At 74.6% G+C, this 21,496-nt stretch carries 10 protein-coding genes; 6 read left to right on the top strand and 4 right to left on the bottom strand.

The genetic code is table 11. The annotated features are described in order from the left end of the window. The first annotated feature begins 34 nt into the window (after positions 1-34). The 6 genes from CP982_RS36685 to CP982_RS36660 all read left to right on the top strand — a co-directional run bounded on the left by CP982_RS36685 (position 35) and on the right by CP982_RS36660 (position 17,213). Positions 35-958, top strand: a complete 924-nt coding sequence (locus CP982_RS36685; protein WP_150514419.1) for a LysR family transcriptional regulator — start codon at positions 35-37, stop codon at positions 956-958. Positions 959-1,437: 479 nt separating this feature from the next. Next, positions 1,438-5,397 (top strand): non-ribosomal peptide synthetase, encoded by a 3,960-nt coding sequence (locus tag CP982_RS36680; RefSeq protein WP_229879001.1) that lies wholly within the window; start codon positions 1,438-1,440, stop codon positions 5,395-5,397. Continuing rightward, positions 5,394-14,519 carry a non-ribosomal peptide synthetase gene (locus CP982_RS36675; RefSeq protein WP_150514418.1) on the top strand — a complete coding sequence of 3,042 codons (9,126 nt, stop codon included), beginning with the start codon at positions 5,394-5,396 and terminating at the stop codon, positions 14,517-14,519. Before CP982_RS36680 ends, CP982_RS36675 begins: the two co-directional genes overlap by 4 nt. Before the next feature lie 30 nt (positions 14,520-14,549). Next, positions 14,550-15,605, top strand: coding sequence for a GSCFA domain-containing protein (locus tag CP982_RS36670; RefSeq protein WP_150514417.1), 1,056 nt, complete (start codon positions 14,550-14,552; stop codon positions 15,603-15,605). After that, positions 15,571-16,275 (top strand): hypothetical protein, encoded by a 705-nt coding sequence (locus CP982_RS36665; RefSeq protein WP_184925378.1) that lies wholly within the window; start codon positions 15,571-15,573, stop codon positions 16,273-16,275. The genes CP982_RS36670 and CP982_RS36665 overlap by 35 nt, the downstream gene beginning before the upstream one ends. A 65-nt stretch (positions 16,276-16,340) precedes the next feature. After that, positions 16,341-17,213: a TauD/TfdA dioxygenase family protein gene (locus CP982_RS36660; protein ID WP_144322327.1), complete on the top strand. Its 873-nt coding sequence runs from the start codon at positions 16,341-16,343 to the stop codon at positions 17,211-17,213. A gap of 58 nt (positions 17,214-17,271) precedes the next feature. Here CP982_RS36660 and CP982_RS36655 read toward each other — a convergent pair whose 3' ends face one another. The 4 genes from CP982_RS36655 to CP982_RS36640 all read right to left on the bottom strand — a co-directional run bounded on the left by CP982_RS36655 (position 17,272) and on the right by CP982_RS36640 (position 21,253). Continuing rightward, positions 17,272-18,075 (bottom strand): SpcZ, encoded by an 804-nt coding sequence (locus CP982_RS36655; protein ID WP_150514416.1) that lies wholly within the window; start codon positions 18,073-18,075, stop codon positions 17,272-17,274. A gap of 78 nt (positions 18,076-18,153) precedes the next feature. Further along, entirely contained in the window at positions 18,154-19,089 is a 936-nt protein-coding gene (locus CP982_RS36650) for an aminoglycoside phosphotransferase family protein (RefSeq protein WP_229879000.1), read from the bottom strand. Positions 19,090-19,161: 72 nt separating this feature from the next. Next, positions 19,162-20,466 carry an MFS transporter gene (locus CP982_RS36645; RefSeq protein WP_150514414.1) on the bottom strand — a complete coding sequence of 435 codons (1,305 nt, stop codon included), beginning with the start codon at positions 20,464-20,466 and terminating at the stop codon, positions 19,162-19,164. Beyond that, entirely contained in the window at positions 20,459-21,253 is a 795-nt protein-coding gene (locus tag CP982_RS36640; RefSeq protein ID WP_150514413.1) for an inositol monophosphatase family protein, read from the bottom strand. The genes CP982_RS36645 and CP982_RS36640 overlap by 8 nt, the downstream gene beginning before the upstream one ends. Positions 21,254-21,496: the final 243 nt, after the last annotated feature.

Genomic DNA, 21,496 nt, shown 5'->3' with positions numbered 1-21,496 from the left:
ACTGTGCCTCAGCCTGTGCCATAGGCTCACGGGGGTGCGTTACGACTTGGACGACCTCCGGCTCTTTCTGCACATCGTGACGGAGGGGTCGATCACGGCGGGCGCGCGCCGGATGCATCTCAGCCTGCCGTCGGCCAGCGCCCGGGTGCGCTCCCTGGAGCGGCACGCGGGGGTGGCGCTGCTGATCCGGGGGCGGCGAGGGGTGCGGCCGACACCGGCGGGCACGGCCCTCGCCCGACATGCCCGGGACGTCCTGACGCACACGGCACGCCTGGAGAGCGCCGTCGCCAGCTACACCCGCTCCCCCGCCGCTCCCGTGACGCTGCTGAGCGGCGGCTCCGCGATGCACGGGCTCGTGCCGCGGGCACTCGTGACGTTCCTGCGCGAACACCCGGACACCGACGTCACGGTGTCCGAGAGCCGGACCCCGCGGACGGTGCGGATGCTCGCCGACGGTGAGGCGGACCTCGGGGTCGTCGTCGACGACGAGGCCCACGACAGCGGGCTCGTCCTGGAACCCCTCGGGGACGACTCGCTCGTGGTGATCGGGCAGGAGGGCGGGATCCTCGCCGGGCGGACGGCGCTGGCCTACAGCGAGGTCGCCGAGCACCCGCTCGTGGGGCTCGACGCCGAGTCCTCGCTGCGCCGCTGGATCGAGCGGCACCTCGGCCCGCACGCCCCGGTGGTGCGCTACCGCACGAGCGTCGCCGGGCTGAGCACCCTCGTCTCCCTGGTGGCCGCCGGGGTGGGGCTCGCCGTCGTGCCGCGCCGCGCCCTCGACCCGCACACGGGGCTGGAGGTGTGCGCGCTGCAGGACGCCTGGTCGCGCCGGAGGCTCCTGCTGGCGTGGGGCGTCGGGGACCGGTCCGCGGCCCCCGCGACGGCGGCCCTCGCCGAGCAGCTGCGGCGGGCGGCGCGGACCGAGGCACCGCCGCCCGGCCGCCGAGGCGCCGTCTGACCGAAGAACAGGTCCTGTCACGGCGGTTGGCGCCCACGGGTCCACCGGGGGCGGCGTCCGATCGGTGCCCCTAGCACGGAGGGGTCGGCCCAATCTGCCCGGAACCGGCCCCTCCAGGCAATACCCGAGCCTAAGTCTATGACCTTTCCCATACCGCTCGTTTGCGGCCGGGCAGGACAGGCGCAGCCATATTGACAGACCCTCAAGGGCTGATCGATCATCCCGTTGACGGCTCCCCACCTGTCCGGAGGTATACAGGCCGCACAGCAGGTCAGACGGCACGTCGAGCCCGCGCGGCAATGAATTCGCTTACGATCAGCGCCCCTTGGGTCCAAAGGCCCGACGCATTATGGATCCGATTGCAAATTCGGAACTGTCGGGATACTCGGCCGACCCCGCTGAGTAATAGCTCCGCGCCTTTCCGTCACCACTCCCCTCACCACCGTGAATAACCCACCCGCAGAGTGGAAGAGTCAGCTTTGTCCGCGAACCGCGACATCCCCCTTTCCGTCACCCTCCCGACCGCGGACCGCGATGCCCCCCTCGTGGCGTCCTCCGCACAGCAACGGCTGTGGTTCCTGTCGCAAATGCCGGGCGCGAGCGAGGCGTACCACCTGCCCACGGCGGTGGAGCTGCGGGGCGTCCTGGACCGGGAGGCGCTGAGCCGGGCCCTGGACGCGCTCGTCGCCCGCCACGAGGTGCTGCGCACCCGTCTCGTGGCCGTCGCGGGCGCGGCCGTCCAGCAGATCGACCCGCCCGGCGCGGGCCTGCCCCTCACCGCCGACGACCTGACCGGCCGGCCGGACGCCGAGGCCGAACTCGCGCGCGTGCGCCGGGAGGAGGCCGCCGCCCCGTTCGACCTGGCGCGCGGGCCCCTGGTCCGCGGCCGTCTGGTGACCCTCGGCGCCGACCGGCACGTCCTGCTGCTCACGGTGCACCGCATCGTGGCCGACGACTGGTCCATGGGCGTGCTGACCCGTGAGGTCGGCGCGCTGTACGCGGCCTTCCGCGAGGGCGCGCCCGACCCGCTGCCGCCGCTGCCCGCGCAGTACGCCGACCACGCCGCCCGGCAGCGGCAGTGGCTGGCCGACCCCTCGCCCGACGGGGGCGCGGCCCGGCAGAGCGCCTACTGGCGGCAGACCCTCGCGGACGCCCCGGCGATCCTCGAGCTGCCGACCGACCGGCCGCGCCCGGCCGAGCAGGACCACCGCGGCGGGCGCGTGCGCCTCTCCTTCGACGAGGACCTGACGGCCGCGCTCAAGGACCTCGGCGGGCGCGCCGGCGCGACGCCGTCCATGACGGTCCTGGCCGCGTGGGCCCTGGTGGTCGCGCGCGCCGCCGGCCAGTCCGACGTGGTGATCGGCACGCCCTCCGCGGGCCGCGGCCCCGAACTCGAAGGGCTCGTCGGCTGCTTCGCCCACTCCCTGGCGCTGCGGATCGACGTGTCCGACGACCTCACGGTGGCCGGGCTCCTCGACCGCGTCCGCACGGCAACGTTGTCAGCACAGAACCACCAGGACCTGCCGTTCGAGCAGGTCGTCGAGCTCGTCAAGCCGGTCCGCAGCCTCGCCCACACACCGCTGTTCCAGGTGACGTTCGCCTGGCGCGGCGACGAGGAGCCGTCGTGGGCGCTGCCGGGCCTGGAGGCGACGCCGCTCGCCTCGCCGTACCCGGTCGCCGAGTTCGACCTGGCCCTGTCCCTCGCGGAGGAGGGCGGCCGGCTCACGGGCACGCTCGTCTACGCCACCGCCCTGTTCGACGCCGGGACGGCCGAGCGGTACGGCCGCCAGCTGCGGCACGTCCTGGCACAGCTCGCCGCGGGTCCCGACACGCGGGTCGCCGACGTGACCCTGCTCGACGACAAGGCCCGCCGCCAGGTCCTCGTGGACTTCAACGACACCGCCCGCGCGGTCTCACCCGCCGGTCTGGTGGAGCGCTTCGAGGCCAGGGCGCGGGAGCTGCCCGGCCAGACCGCCGTCGTCCACGGCGACGACGCGCTCGACTACGCCACCCTGGAGCGGCGCGCCAACCGGCTCGCCCACGCCCTGATCGCGCGCGGCATCGGCACCGACCGCGTCGTCGGCCTGCACACCCATCTGTCGGTGGACCTGCTCGTGGGCATCCTGGGCGTCCTGAAGGCGGGCGGCGCGTATCTGCCGCTCGACCCCGCGCTGCCCGCGGAGCGTCTCGCGGGCATGGTGGCGGACGCCGGGGCCCTGCTCGTCCTGAGCAACGACGCCGCGCCGCCGGACGACGCCTGGCAGCAGCTGACCGCCGTCGAGGCCGAGGGACAGCGGGACGACGCGCCCGGCCGGGGCTTCCGCCCGGACGACCTGGCGTACGTGATCTACACCTCCGGCTCCACCGGCCGCCCCAAGGGCGTGGCCGCGACGCACCGGGGCATCCTCAACCTCCTGGACTACTGGCTGACGCAGTTCGAGGCGACGCCGGGCCAGGCCTCGGCGATGTGGCCGAGCTTCGCCTTCGACGCCTCGGTGCAGGAACTGCTGCTTCCGCTCACCTCGGGCGGCGTCCTCCAGCTGGTGCCCAAGGAGGTGCGCGACGACCCCGAGGCCCTCCTGGGCTGGATGCGCGAGCACCGCATCGTGGAGGCGCTGCTTCCGCCCGCCTACGTCAAGTGGATCTGCGAGGCCCCCGAGGAGCGCCTGGCGGGCCTGTCCCTGCGCTACATCCACACCGGCCTGGAGCCGCTGCCCGAGGACAGCCTGCACCGCATGACCCAGGTCCTGCCGGGCCTGCACATCCTCAACGGCTACGGTCCGACCGAGACCGCCCTGTACTGCACCGCGTACCTCACCCCCAAGCCGCTGGAGCGCCAGGCCCCGATCGGCCCGCCGGTGGCCAACACCCGCGCGTACGTGCTCGACGAGCGGCTCAGGCCGGTGCCGGTCGGCGTGGTGGGCGAGCTGTACATCGCGGGGGCGGGCATGGCGCGCGGCTATCTGGGCCGCCCCGACCTGACCGCCGAGCGGTTCGTGGCCGACCCGTTCGTGCCTGGCGCGCGCATGTACCGCAGCGGCGACCTGGTCCGCTGGCTGCCCGAGGGCGACCTCCTGTACGCCGGGCGCCGCGACCACCAGGTCAAGGTGCGCGGCTTCCGCATCGAGCTGGGCGAGATCGAGGCGACGCTGCTCGACCAGCCCGGCGTGTCCGAGGCTGCCGTCATCGCCGACCGCGACGGCGCGGGCGAGCCGCAGCTGGTGGCCGCCGTGGGCGTGGGCGACGCCGCGCCGCGCCCGGCCGCCGAGTGGCGCGCGGCCCTGGCCCGACGCCTCCCGGCCCATATGATCCCGGGCATCTTCGTCGAGGTGCCGCGCCTGCCGCAGACCCAGAACGGCAAGCTCGACCGGGCGGCGCTCCTGGAGCGGGCCCGCGCCGACCGGCCCGCCCAGGTCAACCTGGCGAGCCCGCGCGACCACATCGAGCTGACGCTCTATCAGATATGGCGGGGCCTGCTGTTGCAGCCGGACATCGGCATCCGCGACAGCTTCTTCGACATCGGCGGCACCTCCATCTCCGCCATCAAGCTGGTGCACGCCATCCGCGAGGCCTTCGGCGAGACCCTCCTGGTCCGTGAGGTCATGCTGCACCCGACCATCGAGGAGCTGGGCGGCAGGCTGCGCCGCGGCGCGTCCGGAGCGCCGCCGAGCAACCTGCTGCAGTTCCGCCCGGGCGACGGCGACGCGCACGTCGTCTGCGTCCACCCGGCGGGCGGCACCGCCTTCTGCTACCTCTCGCTGGCCAAGGCCCTGCCGGAGCACATCGGCGTGCACGGCGTCCAGTCCCTGGGCGTGAATCCCGGAGAGACCTTCCTGCCCACGGTCGAGGCCATGGCCGAGGCCTATCTGGAGCTCATCGAGCCGCTGTCCGGCGGGCCGCTGATCCTCACGGGCCTGTCCTACGGCGGTCTCGTCGTCCACGAGATGGGCCGCCGCCTCGCCGCCGCGGGCCACCGGGACGTCAGCGTGGTGCTGCTCGACGCCCAGGGCGCGGGCAACGCGGAGCAGCGCGCCAACATCGCCACCGTCGACATGGCCGAGTTCCGCGACAAGCTGGTGAAGTTCAACGGCATGTACCCCGGCATCGACGACCGGCAGATCGAGCAGTACTTCCACATCTACAACCACAACCGCACCACCGCGGGCGTCTACGACCCGCTGCCGACCGGGGCCCGGACCGTCTTCATGCAGGCGACCGAGGACGCGACGGAGCAGTTCCTCGCCGACATCAGGGACTTCTGGCGGTGCCGCGCCGACGGCGACTTCGAGGTGGAGCCGGTGGCGTGCGACCACTGGGAGATGCTGGAGTCCGACGAGGTCCTTCGGGTGGCCGCGCGGATCGAGTCGGAACTGGCCCGCTTCGCCGGGTCCGGTGAGGCGCGGTTCACCGAGTCCGCTCCGGCGCGGGAGGCGGAATGACCATCGCCGCACAGGTGCCGTCCCCGGCCCCCGCGCTCGCCCGGTCGGTGCTCGACCGGGCCCGCCGCCACCCCGACGCCGTCGCGGTCGTCGCAAGGGAGCGGTCCCACACCTACGGAGAGCTCGACACGGCGAGTGCCGCCGTCGCCGCCGCGCTGCGGCACCACGGCGTACGCCCCGGCCAGGCGGTCGCGGTCTGTCTGCCGCGCTCCTGGGAGCTGGTCTGCGCCATGCTCGGCGCGCTGCGCGCGGGCGCGACGGTCGTCCCGCTCGACGCCCAGAGCCCGGCCGACCGGCGCCGCCACATCCTGACCGACTCGGCCTGTGTGGCCGTGGTCCACGGCGCCGCGGCACCCGACGCGCTGCCCGACGCGGTGCTGCCGCTGCCGGTGGCCGCGCTCCTCGACGGCGGCCGGGACGCGCCGCAGGAGATCGCGCCCGCCGCGCCGGTCTCGTTCGTCTTCTACACCTCCGGCACCACCGGACAGCCCAAGGGCGTCGAGGTGCGGGACGCGGGCGTCCTGCGCCTGGCCCGGCCCGGCTACGTCGAAACCCGCGAGGGCGACGGCTTCGCCTGCATGTCCAACCCCGCCTTCGACGCGATCAGCTTCGAGGTGTGGGTGCCGCTGCTCACCGGCGGCCGCTGTGTGATCCTCGGCGACGAGACGGTCCAGGACCCCGAGGCCCTCGCGGCGGCCCTGGAGCGGCTGCGCGTCGACATCGTGTTCATCACGGTGGCGCTGTTCAACGCCGTCGTGAACGAGGTGCCGCACTGCTTCTCCTCCGTCGGCCAGGTCCTCACCGGCGGCGAGCAGCTCAACGCGCGCCTCATCCGCCGCTGGTACCGCGACAACGCCAACAGCGGCACGCGGCTGCACAACGTGTACGGCCCCACCGAGGCCACCACCTTCGCGCTGTGCCACCCCATCCCGCGCGACTTCGACGGCGACGTGGTGCCGATCGGGCGCGCCCTTCCCGGCACCGGGACGCTCCTCGTGGCGGCCGACGGCAGCCGCGCCGCCGCGCCCGGCGAGGTGGCCGAGCTGTATCTGGCGGGCGAGGCGCTCGCCGCGGGCTACCGCAACCTCCCCGAGGAGACCGAGCGCCGCTTCGTCACGCTGCCCTGGCACGAGGACGGCTCCCGGCGCCACTACCGCACCGGCGACCTGGTGCGCCTGGACGACGCGGGCGACATCGCCTACGTGGAGCGCGCCGACCGCCAGGTCAAGGTCCGCGGCTTCCGCGTCGAACCGGGCGAGCTGGAGCGGCAGATCGTGGCGCACCCCGCGGTGCGCCAGGCCTATGTGTGCACCCGCCGCGACGCGAGCGGCGTCAACGAACTGCTCGCCTATCTGGTCCTCGGCGCCGACCTCGCGTACGACGACTTCGAGGCGCACCTGGCGGCGAGCCTGCCCGCGTACATGCGGCCGCACCGCGCCTACCTGGTCGACGCGCTGCCGCTCAACGCGAACGGCAAGGTGGACAAGGCCGCGCTGCTCGGGCGCCCCGACGCGCCCTGGCGGCGCCCTGAGGAGCCCGGCGCCGCCGAGACCGTCACCGCCCGGCAGCGCGAGGTGCTCGACCTGGCGGGCGAGGTCCTCGGCCGCACCGGACTGCGCCTGGCCGACCGCTGGATCGCGTGCGGCGGCGACTCCCTGAAGGCGCTGCGCCTGCGCTTCGAGGCGCGCCGCCGCTGGGGCTGCGAGCTGCCCCAGGCCCTGGTCCTGCACGGGAACTTCGCCGACCTCGCCGCCGCCGTCGAGGCGGGCGGCGGCGCGGACGGCACCGGCGGCTCGCCCTACCCGGCGGCACCCGCCCCGGCCGGGGCGCGCTCCGCCCCCGCGACCTCCGAGCAGCAGCGGCTGTGGCTCCTGCACCAGCGCGACCCCGCGTCCCGTGCGTACCACGTGCCGATGGTCTTCCACGTGGACGGCGCGGTGGACACCGGCGCGCTGCGGCGTGCCCTGCGCCGCCTCGTCGAGCGGCATCCGGCGCTGCGCACCGCCTTCGAGGCCACGCCCGAGGGCGTGCGGCAGGCGGTGGCCGAGCCGTACGACCCGTGGGCGGAGCCCGACGCGGAGGCGCTGCGCGGCGAGGAGGGCCGCCGCGCTTTCACCGAGCGGTTCCTCGCCGCCCCCTTCGACCTGGCGCACCCCGGGCTCTTCCGCGCCTGCTGGCTGCCCCGGCCCGACGGCGGCGAACTGCTGCTGCTCCTGCACCACATCGCGGTCGACGGCTGGTCCCTCAACGTGCTCTTCCGCGAGCTGTCGGCCGACTACGCGCACGACGGCGAAGAGCCGCTGCGAACGGCGCGGCCCGCGCCGACCCCGCTCGACTACGCCGCCTGGCAGAGCGAGTGGTTCTCCCGCGACGCCTACCGGACGCAGCGCGTCGAACTGCGCGCGCACTACGACGCGTCCGCCGACGCCGCGCCGGACGACGCGCCGCTGGAGCCGGTCCGTGCCGCGGGCCGCGCGGGGCTGCTGCACACCACGCTCGACGCGGACCGCCGTGCCGCGCTCGACCGGCTCTGCGCCGAGCTCGGCCTCACCCGTTTCCAGCTCCTCCTCGGGGTGTACGCGTGGAGCCTGTACGCGGTGACGGGCCGTACCCGGCCCCGGATCGCGGGCCCCGTGGCCAACCGGCCGGTGCAGGACTTCGAGGCCAGCGTCGGCATGTTCGCCAACACCGTCCTGCTGCCCCTCGACCTGGCGCCGGGCGAACGGCTGCGCACCCAGCTGCGGCGGCACGGCGCCGCGGCGCGTGCCGTCCTCGACCGGCAGGACGTGGCCCTCGCCGACGCCCTGGCCGACCGGGGAGCGGGTGCGGGCGACGCTCCGTTCGACTTCCTGTTCGTCCTGGAGAACACCGACTTCGACGCGTTCGCGCTGCCCGGCTGCGCGACCCGCCCCCAGTGGCCGGTCCCGGACCGGGCGAAGTGCCCGCTGACGCTGTCGGTCATCGAGCGCGGCACCGGCTTCGACTGCCTGTGGGAGTACGACACCGCGCACTTCGACACCGCTCAGGCGGCGGCCCTGGACGAGCTGTTCCGGCGCGCCCTCGACCAGCTGGCCGACGGCGCCGACGGCACCCTGGCCGAGCTGGTCGCGCCCTACCGCCGCGCCCTGCCCGAGCCGGGCCGCTCCACCGCGGAGCCGCTGCCGTTCACCACCGTCGCCGAAGGCTTCGCCCGGCAGGCGCGGCGCACGCCCGACGCGCCGGCGCTGGCCGCCGGGGACCGCACCGTGACGTACGCCGAACTCGAAGCGCACGCGGCGGAACTCGCGGCCGAGCTGAGCGAGCGGCACCCGGTGGCCCCGGGCGAGCCCTGCCACGTCGCGCTGTACTTCCAGCCGTCCGTCGAGCACGTGGTGGCGCTCCTCGCGCTCGCCCGGCTCAACCTGACCGCGGTGCCGCTCGACCCGACGTACCCGCCCGGCCTGCTGCGGCAGATCCTGGAGCAGGTGGAGCCGCTGTGCGTGCTCGTCACGCCCGGCGACGAGGCGGCCCTCGCCGCGGTCGCCCCGGACTGCCTGCCGCGCCATGTGGTCGCGCTGTCCACCGCTTCCGTGGACGAGGTGGCCCAGCTCCCGCCGCACGACGGGGCACGGCCGCTCTACACGCTGTTCACCTCCGGCTCCACCGGCACCCCCAAGGGCGTCCAGGTGCCCGACCTCACGATGTGCAACCTGCTCCAGTGGCAGCGCACGTCCGGCGGTCTCACCGCGCCCGCCGCGACGCAGCAGTTCTCCATGCTGTCGTTCGACGTCTCCTTCCAGGAGATCTACAGCACCCTGTGCGCAGGCGGCACGCTGCACCTGGTGCGCCCCGGCTTGCGCCAGGACGCGCCCGCACTCCTCGACCAGCTCGAATCCGCGGGGATCGAACGGCTCTTCCTGCCGTACGTGGCCCTCCAGGTCCTCGCCGAGCACGGGGTGCGGCTCGGCCGCTACCCCGCGCGCCTGCGCGAGGTGATCACGGCGGGCGAGCAGCTGCTGTGCACCGACGCGATCCGCGCCTGGTTCGCCGGGCTGCCCGGGGCGCGCCTGTTCAACCACTACGGGCCGAGCGAGACGCACGTCGTGAGCGCCTTGTGCCTGGAGGGCGACCCGGCGCACTGGCCGGAGCGTCCCGCCATCGGCACGCCCGTGGCGGGTTCCTGGCTGCGCGTGGTCGACGAGGCCGACCAGGCCGTGCCGCCGGGCTGCCCCGGCCGACTGCTCGTCGGCGGGCCGATGGTGGTCCCCTGCTACCTCGACGCACCGGCCCTCAACGCCGAGCGCTTCGTGGAGCTGCCGGGACTCGGCACCTTCTACCGCACCGGCGACGTAGCCCGCTTCGACCACGACGGCCTCCTGCACTACCTGGGCCGCGACGACCAGCAGATCAAGCTGAGCGGCCACCGCCTCGAACTGGGCCAGGTCGAGGCGGCGCTCCTGCGCCACCCCGACGTCACGGGCGCGGTGGTGACCCGGGACGGCGACGCCCGGCTCGTGGCGTGCCTGGAGTGCCCCGGGCAGGCCCCGGCACCGGAGGACCTGACGCGCCATCTGGCGCCGCTCCTGCCGGCGTACGTACGCATCGACCGGTTCCGGCGGCTCGCGCGCCTCCCGCTCACGCCGAGCGGCAAGCTGGACCGCCGCGCGGCGCTGACCGCGCCCGGCGACGAGCTGCGGCCGCGGGGCGGGGCCGCGCCGGTCCTGTCGGCGCGCGAGGCCCGGCTCACCGAGCTGTTCGAAGCCGTGCTCGGCCGCCCCGTCGGGCCCGAGCAGCGGTTCTTCGACGCCGGTGCGACGAGCCTGGACCTGATGCGCTTCCATCTGCGCTGCGGCGCCGAGCCGGGTCTCGACTTCACCATTCCCGATCTGTTCGAGCACGTCACGATCCGCGGCCTGGCCCGCTTCCTCGACCAGGGGTCCGCCGACGCGGCCGCGGGCACGACCGTGCCCGCGGCGCCCGGGGCCGATGGCCTGGCCGACGAGCCGATCGCCGTGATCGGCATGGCGGTGCGGCTGCCCGGCGCCGACGACCTGGCCGCGTTCTGGGACCTGGTCCGGTCCGGGGGCCGCGGCATGGAGCACTTCGAGGCCGCCGAAGGCCTTGTGGGCGCCCGCAGCCAGATGTCGGGGCTCCTCGGCTTCGACCCGGAGCACTTCGGCATCAGCCGCCAGGAGGCGCGGCTGATGGACCCGCAGCAGCGCCATCTCCTGATGAGCTCCGTGCAGGCCCTGGCACACGCCGGGATCGCCGACCCCGCGGGGCGGCGCGTCGGCATCGTCGCCGGGTGCGGCGAGAACACGTACCACCAGTCCCTGGTGCGCGAGGCCGACCCTGAGCGGCTGCCGGACAGCTTCCAGATGGCCCTCCACCACGACAAGGACTTCCTCACCACCAAGGTCGCCTACCACCTCGACCTGACGGGCCCCGCCTTCACCGTCCAGGCGGCGTGCGCGAGTTCGCTCGTGGCCGTGCACGTGGCGGCCGGGCTGCTGCGCCAGGGCGATGCCGACGTGATGCTGGCGGGCGGCGTGCTCGTCGACACGCTCCTGACGGACGGCTACCGCTACCGGCCGCAGCACATCTTCTCCAAGGACGGCCACTGCCGCCCGTTCAGCGACGACGCCAGCGGCACCATCGGCGCCAGCGGCGTCGGCGTGGTCGTGCTCAAGCCGCTGCGGCTCGCCGAGCGCGACGGCGACACCGTGTACGCGGTGATCACCGGTTCGGCGCTCAACAACGACGGGGCGGGCAAGCTCAGTTACAGCGCCCCGTCGCTGCCGGGCCAGCGCGAGGTGATCCGCACCGCGCTGCGCCGCAGCGGCCGCACCAGCGCCGACCTGGGCTATGTCGAGGCCCACGGCACCGGCACCCAGCTCGGCGACCCGGTCGAGGTCGGCGCGCTGCGGCAGGCCTTCGGCCTGGACGGGGCCGACCGGTGCGCGCTGACGTCGGTGAAGAGCCAGATCGGGCATCTGGGCGCCGCCGCGGGCGTGGTCGGCCTGGTGCGGGCCGCGCTCGCGGTGCACCACGGGGTGATCCCGCCCAACGTCGACTTCCACCAGCTCAATCCGAAGCTCGGCCCCGACATCGCGCCCTTCTACGTGCCGACGCGGGCGCTCCCCTGGCCCGACGCCCGGCCCCGGGTCGCGGCGGTCAGCAGCTTCGGCATCGGCGGCACGAACGCGCACCTGGTGCTCGAAGCCGCCGAGGCCAAGGAGCCCGCCGAACACCCCGTCGTGCCCTGCCTGTTGCTCTCCAGCAGCAGCGCGGAGGGCCTGCGGGCCGACGCCGGACGCCTCGCCTCCTACCTGGAGGCGCGGCCCGAGGCGTACGACCAGGTGCTGCGCCACCTCCAGGCGGGCCGCACACCGCGCCGCTGGCGGGCCGCCGCCGTCCACGCCGACGTGACCGCGGCGGTCGCGTGGCTGCGCACGGTCTCCGGCGTCGAGGTGACCCCGGACGACGAGCCCTGCCTCACCGGGGGCCGCACGGCCGCCGAACTGGCCGACGCCTGGCTGTCCGGCCGGACCGTGGGCTGGCCCGAGGGCCCCGCGCAGGCGCCGTGGGACTTCCCGCCGCCCGTCTTCCGCCTCGACACGTACGACTTCGAGCGCGCCGCGGAACCCCGGGCGGCCACCGCCGGGCCGCAGCGGCTGCCCGAGGCCGACTGGCTGCACCAGCCGCAGTGGACGCGCCTCACGCGCGCCGCCCGCGCTGCCGGGCCCGGTGTGCCCCGCCTCCTCGTGGTCATGACCGCAGGGCCGCTGCCGTCCGAGGTGCTGCGCGTCTTCGACGCGGCGTACGAGCGGGTGGTGCGGGTCGAGGCGGCCGATGCCTTCGCCCGCGTCGCGGACGGCGTGTACGCGGTGGACCCCGCCGACGCCGACTCGCTGCGGGAGCTCTTCGACGCCCTGGGCGACGCGGCCGGGGCCGGGATCGACTGGCTGCACGCGCTGCCCCTCACCGTCGAAGGACCGGTCGGCGAGGCGAGCCTGGAGCGCGCCCGGTGGGCCTGTCTGGACACTCCGGCCGCGCTAGTCCAGGCGGCCGGGTCGCTGCGGCTTCGGCCCTGGTGGCTGTCGTACGGCGCCCAGCCCGTCGACGGGGACGTGCACCGGCCCGAGTTGGGGCTCCTCGCGGGCCCCGGCGAGGTCGTGCCGCAGGAGTCCGGCATCGACGGCCGCTGGCTCGATCTGCACTCCGCCGCGCCTGCCGACTGGGCGGTCGCGGTCGTGGGCCTGCTGTCGGAGGCGGACGCCTCGGCCGAGCTGCCGCGGCGGCTCGCGCTGCGGCAGGGCTACTGGTGGCGGCAGGCGCTGCTTCCGGTGCCCGCGCCCGCCCTGGCCGCGCCCGCCGCGCTGCCGGTGACGGCGGGGGCCACCTACGTGGTCCTGGGCGGCACGGGCGGCATCGGCTGCGCCCTCGCGGCCTGGCTCCTCACGCACGCCGACTGCCGCGTGGTCCTGCTGTCCCGGAGCGGGCGGCTCCCGGCCGACCTGGCGCAGTGGGCGGACCGCGTGGACCTGGTCGCGGCGGATCTGGCCGCGGACGCGGCCGACGACGTGCTGGCCCGGATCGAACGGCACGCCGGCCGGGTCGACGGCGTGGTGCACGCCGCCGGTGCGGCGGGCGGCGGTCTGATCGCCCGGCGCGACGGCGACGCGATGCGCTGGGCGACGGCGGCCAAGCTGGGCGGCGCGCTGCTCGTGGAGCGCCTGATCGAGCGCCACCGGCCGGAGTTCGCCGTGTACTGCTCGTCCATGGCGGCGCTGTTCGGCGGCATCGGCCAGTTCGACTACGCCGCGTCCGGCGGTCTGCTCGACGGCTTCGCCCGGTACCGCTCCGGCGCGGACGAGAGCACGCTGCGGACCGTCATCGACTGGGACATCTGGAGCGAGGTCGGCATGGCGCGCGACGCGCTGCGCTCGGACGCCCGGCACCAGGCCCACCTCGCGTTCGGCCTCGCGGTGAAGGAGGGACAGCGGCTGTTCGAGCGGGCGCTGCGCCTCCAACTGCCGCAGCTCCTCGTCTCCACGACGGACATCGAGCGGGTGCGCGACTTCTACGCGCCGCCTGCCGACTCGGCTGCCCCCGTGCGGCAGGACGCGGCGGCGGCCGCCGGGTCCGCCGCCTCCCGCACCGGTGAACTCGCCGGGTGGCTGCGGGACGCGCTCGGCCTGGACGACCTCGACCCGGACGCCTCGCTGTACGACCACGGCGCCGACTCGCTGACGCTGATCGATCTGATCGCCGAGGTGGAGGAGCGCTTCGGGGTCGACATCGAGCTGTCCCGGCTCAGCCACCGGGTGAGCCTCAACGAGGTGCTCACGCACCTCGGCGAGGTCGCGCCCGCCGCCGCGGACCCGGTCGCCCTGGAGGTCTGGCAGGAGGGCACGGGCGACGAGGTGGTGTGCCTGGTGCACCCAGTCGGCGGCGACATCCAGGCGTACCGTGCCCTGGTGTCGGCCCTCGACCCCCGTCTCACGGTGTGTCTGATCGCCGACCCCGCGCTCCGCGCCGCCGAGCCGCCCGGCTGGTCCCTCACCGAGCGGGCCCGCCGGTACCACGCCGCGCTCCAGGCGCGGTTCCCGCACGGCACGTGGCGGTGGCGGCTCGCGGGCTGGTCCTTCGGGGCCTGGGTGGCCCAGGCCATGGCCGCCGAGGCGGAGGCGGCGGGGCGTCCGGCCGCGGGGCTCTATCTGCTCGACCCGCCGCCGCCGGACGCCGGGCCGCACTTCCGGGCATACGACGACACCCGCCTGGAGGCGGTCTTCGCCCACGAGCTGAACCAGGGCGAAGGCACCGCGAGCGCGGGGGCGGCCGCGTACGCGGAGCGCCTCGCGCGCTGCTGCCGGGCCAACATCGCGGGCATGGCGGAGCACGAGCCGCCCGCGCTCGCGGCCACGCCCAGCTGGCTGTGGCTCGCGACGCGGCCGGTGGCAGGGCTGCCCGCGCTCGGCGCCCCCGACCGTCAGGAGCGGCTGTGGCGGGAGCGTCTTGCCGCCCTCCAGGAGTGCCACCCGCTCGACACCACGCACTACGACATCGTCCGGGCACCTCGGGTGCGGGCGGTGGCCGACACCGTCAACGCCACGTCGGCGCCGGTCCCCGGGGCCCGCTGACACCGCCCGCCGCACCATCGAAGGACCCTCATGAACCCCTATCAATCGCTGCCGCCGCGCTCCTTCTGGCGCACCGCCGTGGCCGAGCCCGACCCGCGCGACATCACCGGCCTGTGGACGCCCAAGTTCGCCCTCGGCCATGACGACGTGATCCTCACCGCCGGGTCGTGCTTCGCCCGGCACATCGGCCGCGCCCTCCTGGAGCGCGGCATGAACTGGCGCGACGCCGAACCGGCCCCGCCCGGCCTGACCCCGGCCGAGCGGGAGGCCCGTCACTACGGCGCGTTCTCGTTCCGCACCGGCAACATCTACACCGCCGCCACGCTGCGGCAGTGGCTGTCGTGGGCGTTCGGCGAGAGCGCGCCGCCGCAGGAGGTGTGGCAGGACGAGGGCCGCTTCTTCGACCCGTTCCGCCCGGCCGTCGAGCCCGAGGGGTACGCCTCGCCCGAGGATCTCGCCGGGGCGCGGGAGCGCACCCTGACGGCGATCCGGGGCGCGGTCGCCGATGCGGACTGCCTCGTCTTCACGCTCGGTCTGACGGAGGCGTGGCTGGACCGCGTCGACGGCACGGTCCACCCGGTCTGCCCGGGCACCGTGCGCGGCACCTTCGACGCCGAGCGGCACGCGTTCCACAACTTCACCTTCGCCGAGGTGCACCGGGATCTGTCCGCCGCCGTGGCGCTCGCCCGCGCCGTCAATCCGGGCCTTCGGGTGCTCCTGACGGTGTCCCCGGTCCCGCTGACGGCGACCGCGACGGGCGGCCACGCGCTCACCGCCACCACGTACTCCAAGTCCGTCCTGCGCGCGGTGGCCGGGCAGCTGGCGCAGGAGCTCGACCACGTCGACTACTTCCCGTCGTACGAGATCGTCACCGGCGCCCCCTTCAAGGCCGGGTTCTTCGAGCCGAATCTGCGCACCGTCACGCCGGAGGGCGTCGACTTCGTCATGGGCCGGTTCTTCGACGCCCTCTCCCAGGCCCCGCGCCCGCAGGAGCGGCGGCCGTCCGCCGACCGGCCCACCACCCCGACCAGCGGAGAGGACTTCTGGTGCGATGACGCCGTACTCGACTACTACAACTCCCACTGACGCCGCGACGGCCCGGTTCCTGCTGCTCGGCGACTCGCACGCGGGGGTGATCGGCCGGGCCGCCAAGGCGGCCGGGATCCCCTTCAGCGGCGGGCCCGTGGGCGCCGGGCGCGAGTTCAACGCGGAGTTCTTCGACCGGCGCGGGCACGACGTCGTGTTCCGCAAGCCCGAGACCGACGCGCTCTACCGGGGCTTCCTCGACGAGCTCGGCGTGGACGGTCTCGACGCCCTCACCGTGCCGCTGGTCTGCACGTTCGGCTTCAGCGCGCACTTCGTCGCGACGACGGCGAACTGGGACGTCTACCGCGTCGGCGGCGGCTTCGTGCCGGGCTTCCTGGAGAGCCGCCTCTTCGACGACCTCGTCCGCGCCACGGTCCGCGACGCCCTGGCCTTCTACGGCCACGCCCGCGGCCTGGGGCTGCGCGTGGTCTCCGCGATGCCGCCGCAGCGGGTGCCCGGCATGTCCGACCCGGTGGTCTTCATGGCGGCCCAGGACGTCATGCGCCGCGCGCTCGTCGAACTCGGCGTCGAGGTCGTGGACCTGCGCGCCCGCGTCACGGACGCGGCGGGCGTCCAGCGCCCGGAGTTCAGCGAGGCCACCGACGCGATCCACGGCAGTCTCGGCTTCGGCCGGCTGATCCTGGCCGAGCTGCTCGCCCTCGGCCTCTGACCGGCCGCCCCCGGGCCGCCACCACCGGCCCCACCCACTCATCCGAACCGCAGGAGGACACGACCATGGAACAGTTCGCGCTCGACGCCATCGAGGCCATCACCACCCGGCCGCCCGAGGTCTACGACCACATCACGGTCGACGCGCTGACCCCGGTGATCGGCGCCGAGGTGTCCGGACTCGACCTGTCCAAGGAGCTCACGGACGAGCAGGCCGCCGAGGTCAAGCGGGCGTTCCTCCGCCACCACGTGCTCGTCTTCCGCGACCAGGTGATCGACGGCGAGCAGCACAAGCGCTTCGCCCGGCACTTCGGCGAGCTGCACCCGGTGGCGCTCGCCCCCGAGGGCTCGGACCCGCACATCCTGGAGATCAGCGCCGACAAGGACTCCCGGAACGTCGCGGGCCACGGCTGGCACGCCGACGGCACCGCCGACCTGAAGCCGTCGCTCGGCTCGATGCTGTACGTCACGCGCACCCCGGAGATCGGCAGCGGCGGCGACACCATGTTCTCCAACATGCACCTCGCCTACGAGATGCTGTCGCCCGCGATGAAGGAACTCCTGGACCCGATGACCGCGGTCCACAACGGCCTGCTCGCCTGGGAGGGCGCCACGCCGCCGCCCGAGTACGACGTGCCGGTGAACGTGCACCCCGTGGTGGCCCGCCACCCCGACACGGGCCGCAAGCTGCTCTTCATCAACGGCATCTACGTCTCGCACATCGAGCAGCTCTCCAAGGGCGAGAGCCGGGCGATCATCGACATGCTCGTCAAGCAGATCACCAACACCGCGCTGCTGAGCTGCCGCGTCCGCTGGACCCCGAACACGCTGGTGTTCTGGGACAACCGCTGTGTGCAGCACCACGCGATCTGGGACTACTTCCCGCACTCGCGCTACGCCCAGCGCGTGGCCATCGCGGGCCACCGGCCCACGGCCTGACGTACGCGAGTGGGGGTGGAGGCCGCGACGGCCTCCACCCCCACTCGCGTACGCGGGCTCACCCGGCGGCGCGGTCCAGGGCCTCGGCGAGCCCGTCCGCGAGCCGCGCGCACGCCGCCCGGTACCGCTCGTCCCGCCCGGCCGGCTCCGCGCGCTCGGCGTCGGCGAGCGCGTAGACGTGGACGTACGCGAACGGATACGCCTCGGCGAACGCCCGCTCGTCGGCACGGGCGAAGGCGGCCGCCAGCGCGCGCGTGTTCGCCAGGGCGTTGGCGTCGGCGTAGGAGCGGGCGTTGGCGTCGGTGTTGAGCTTCGCGTACATGGCGGCGAACTCGGCGGCCTTCTCCTCGCCGTAGTCGTTGTCCATCGCGTACGCGCGCGCGTTGACGGAGGCCGTGGCGTAGGCGTCGGCGTACGCGTAGGCGTGGCCGTAGACCTGGGTGAGGGCGGGGCCGAGGGCCTCGGTCCACTCCGCCTCCGTCGCCCGCTCCCCCGCCAGGGCCCGCTCGTGCAGGCGCCGTACGGCGTCCGGGGCGGCGCCGTCGCCGCCGCGCCGGGCGCTCACCTCCGCGAGGAGCGGCGCCACGGCGCGGGCGTGCCAGTCGTGCACGACGTCGAACGGCACGGGTCCGCCGAGGCGGCCGAGCGCGGTGTGCACCCGCAGGGCCCAGCGCCGCGCCGCCTGCTCGTCCTGGCCGTGGAACAGGGCCGCGGCCAGCTGCGCCAGCCACGACGGAAGACCGGGCCCGCCCGGGGCCGCCGGGTGCTCCGGCCCGACCGGACCGGCCGCGAGCAGCTCGACGAACCGCTCGAACGCCTCCGTCGTCTCCGCCGGTTCCGGGGCGCCCGGGGTGCGACTCATCTGCCTGTCTCCTGTTTCGTCCGTTCTCACGGCTCGAACACCGGCCGCCCGTACACCTTACGCATCGGGCCGACCGGGCTAGGCTGCGGATCCGCCCGCCGCCAGTTGCCCCAGCGTGTCCGTGAAGCCCTTCCACGCGGACTCGGTGTCCTGCGTGCGCTGGTGCTCGGCGCGGAACCACTCCACGAACTCGGCCACGTCCAGCAGGCTCCAGCGCAGCCGGTAGAGCGCGAGGGCGTCCGGGTCCGGGGTGCGGCCGGTCAGCTCGGCGTAGCGGGCGAGGTCCGCCGGGTCGTCCGAGATCAGGGAGAGGTCGCGCTCGGCCGGGGCGAGGCCCACCGTGTCCCAGTCCACCAGGAGATAGCCCTCCTCACCCAGGATGAGGTTGCCCGGATGCGGCTCGCCGTGCGTGACGACGAGCGGCGCGCCCCGGCCCTTCACGCGCGCGACGAGGGCCTCGAACTCGGCGAGGCGCGCGTGGAGCGTCGCCTCGTGCTCGCGCAGCAGCAGCCGCGCGGGCTCGGCGAACGGGCCGCCCGACCAGGGCCCTTCCGACTCGGCCAGGGCCGCGCGCACGCCGGGAAGGCCCGGGGGCTCCATGTCGGCGGGCGGTGTGGTCTCCGGGGGCGTCCGGCCGTGCAGCTCCGCGAGCAGGGCGAGCAGCCGGTCCCGCTCGGCCTCCGTCAGGCGCTGCCCGAACTCCCCTGTGCGGCCCGGGACATGGGGGAACACCGTGAGCGCGTACCGGGCGTCCAGGGGCAGTACTGGACCGCCGCCGTCGGTGGCGGCCACCGGTGCCACGACGAACCGCAGTCCGTCACGGTCGCGCAGGGCCAGCGCCGTGTCCATGGCCTGTCGGAGCCCCTTCAGCGCGGCCTGTGCCCCCTGCCCGCAGTGCTCCTTGTGCTCCAGGTCGGAGACGGTGGCGAACCACGGCCGGCCGTCCTCGTCGGTCACCGTCCAGTGGTAGTCCCCGAATCCGACGGGGGCGTAGGTGACACGCGACGGGGACACACCAAATCCCCTCAAAGCTTCCCATAGGCGTGTTTCATCGAACTTTTCAGGAAGATTCTGCATAGCTCCACGCTAGCAACTAGTGGGCACGGTGGGGAAGTTGACGTCGAAGTCCCGCGTCCGGCGCAGCGGGGAGCAGAGCAGCAGCGGCGCGACGGCGAGCAGGGCGACGGCGAGCGTCCACAGCGCGGGGCGGACCCCGAGGTGTGCCGCGAGGGCGCCGCCCGCGAGGGCCCCCAGGGGCGCGGCACCCCACACCGCGAAGCGGAAGATCGCCGACACGCGGCTGAGCAGGTCCGCCGGGCACACCCGCTGCCGGTAGGTGACCTGGAGGATGTTGAAGACGGTGACGCCGACGCTGATGGCGAGGTGGGCGAGGGCGAAGAGCAGCACCCGCCAGTCGTCCTGGGTCAGCGGCGCGAGCAGCAGGAACGGGGCGGCGACGGGCACCGCGAGCGTCGCCGTGCGGGCGTCGCCGAAGCGGCGGGCGAGCCGCGGCGTCAGCCAGGCCCCGGCGAGCGCGCCCACCGCTCCCGACGCGAGGAGCACTCCGACGAGCCCGGCCGGGACGCCGACGACCTTGCTCAGGAACACCACGTCGAGCGCGAAGGCGGCGGAGAAGACGAGGTTGTTCAGACTGGCGGAGACCGCGAGCATGCGCAGGACCGGCTGGCGGCGCACGAAGGAAAGACCTTCCCAGGTCTGCCGGGCCAGGCCGTGCGCGAGCGCGGGCGGCTCGGGCTCGGGCACCTTGATCCGCCACAGGAGCACCGCGGAGACGGCCGAGCCCACGGCGTTCGCCGCGAGCGCCCAGTACGCGCCGAGCCACTGCACGGAGAGGCCGCCGAGTCCCGGCCCGCCCAACTCGGCGCCGGACCTGATGAGTTGGAGCGTGCTGTTGCCCTGCACGAGCTGCTCCTCGCGGACCAGGCGCGGCAGATAGCTGTGGTCGGCGATGTCGCCGAACAGCTGCGCGCAGCCGAGCAGCAGCGCCACCGCGTAGACCATCGGCAGGGAGAGGCCGTCGGCCGCCCAGGCGAGCGGCAGCGAGGCGAGCGCCACACAGCGGACCGCGTCGGCGCCGATCATGACGCGGCGCGGGCGCGCCCGCTCGACCAGTGCGCCCGCGGGGAGGCCGAGCACCAAGTAGGCACAGAAGTAGGCGCTTTCGATCAGGGCGGTCTGCCAGGCCGAGGCGTCCAGGGCGAGCACCGCGGTCAGCGGCAGGACGACGAGCGTCGCCGCCGCCCCGGTCTCGTTGAGCAGGTGCGAGCCGACGAGCAGCCGGAATCCGCGCCGCGCGGCCCGCTCGGCGCCCGGGTCCGGGCCCGGTGGCAGCAGGGCGTCGGAGGCCGGGCTCTCCACCGGGTCAGGCATGGCCCACCAGGGCGCGCAGCGCGTCCGCCGTCTTCGGGGCGCACGCGATCGTCATCGCGTCGCAGGGCGGCCGCCCGTCCGCGCCGCCGACCCAGGCCCCGGCCTCCTCGGCGATCAGCGCTCCGGCCGCGCGGTCCCACAGGCGCGTACCGGATTCGTAGTAGGCGTCGAGGCGGCCGGCCGCGACCCAGCACAGGTCGAGGGCGGCGGAGCCGCTGCTGCGGATGTCCCGCACGCGGGCCACCACGCGGGCGGCGAGGGCCGCCTGGCGGTCGCGGGTCGCCGGGTCGCTGCTGAATCCCGTGGAGACCAGGGCCTGTTCGAGCCGCTCGGCGCCGGACACGGTCAGCGGCAGGCCGTCACGGGCGGCTCCCCGGCCGCGGATCGCGGTGAACGTCTCCCGGCGGGAGGGGTCGTACACGACCCCCACCTCGGTGCGCCCCGCGCGCTCGGCGGCGATGGACACGACGAACGCCGGATACCCGCTGACGAAGTTCGCCGTGCCGTCCAGGGGGTCGATCACCCAGCGCACGCCGGAGCCGCCCGGGCGCTCGCCGCCCTCCTCCCCCAGGATGCCGTCGTCGGGCCGGGCCGCGGTGAGGATCTCGACGACGCACGCCTCGCTCCCGCGGTCGAAGGCAGTCACCAGGTCCTTGGCCGACGACTTGGTCCGTACCTCGGGCGGCCCCGCCGCGGCCCCTTCGAGCAGCAGCTCACCGGCCCGGTGTGCGGCCCTGACGGCGAGTCGGAGTAACGCGGCACCGCCCTCGGCATGTGCCAAAGACATGGGCAACCCCCTTGTGGTGTACACGCGATTATGTAAAGGTACCACCAAGTCGTTCCAAGGGTGTGAGCCGCGCTGAATCTTCTCGGCGCGCGGGAACTCGCCCGCCGTGTATGTGCCTTGGGGCCGTTCCAAGCACGGGGGATTTGAGTCAGGTTCAGTAAGCCGAACGATGTCGGGGCCCAGAGGAGACCTTTGTGGAATTCCGCCCAACTGCATCGGTGACGTAGGTCCTTCGGCGTCATC

Source organism: Streptomyces spectabilis (genome assembly GCF_008704795.1).
Taxonomy (GTDB): Bacteria; Actinomycetota; Actinomycetes; order Streptomycetales; family Streptomycetaceae; genus Streptomyces; species Streptomyces spectabilis.
This window is presented reverse-complemented; position numbering and strand designations above follow the sequence as displayed.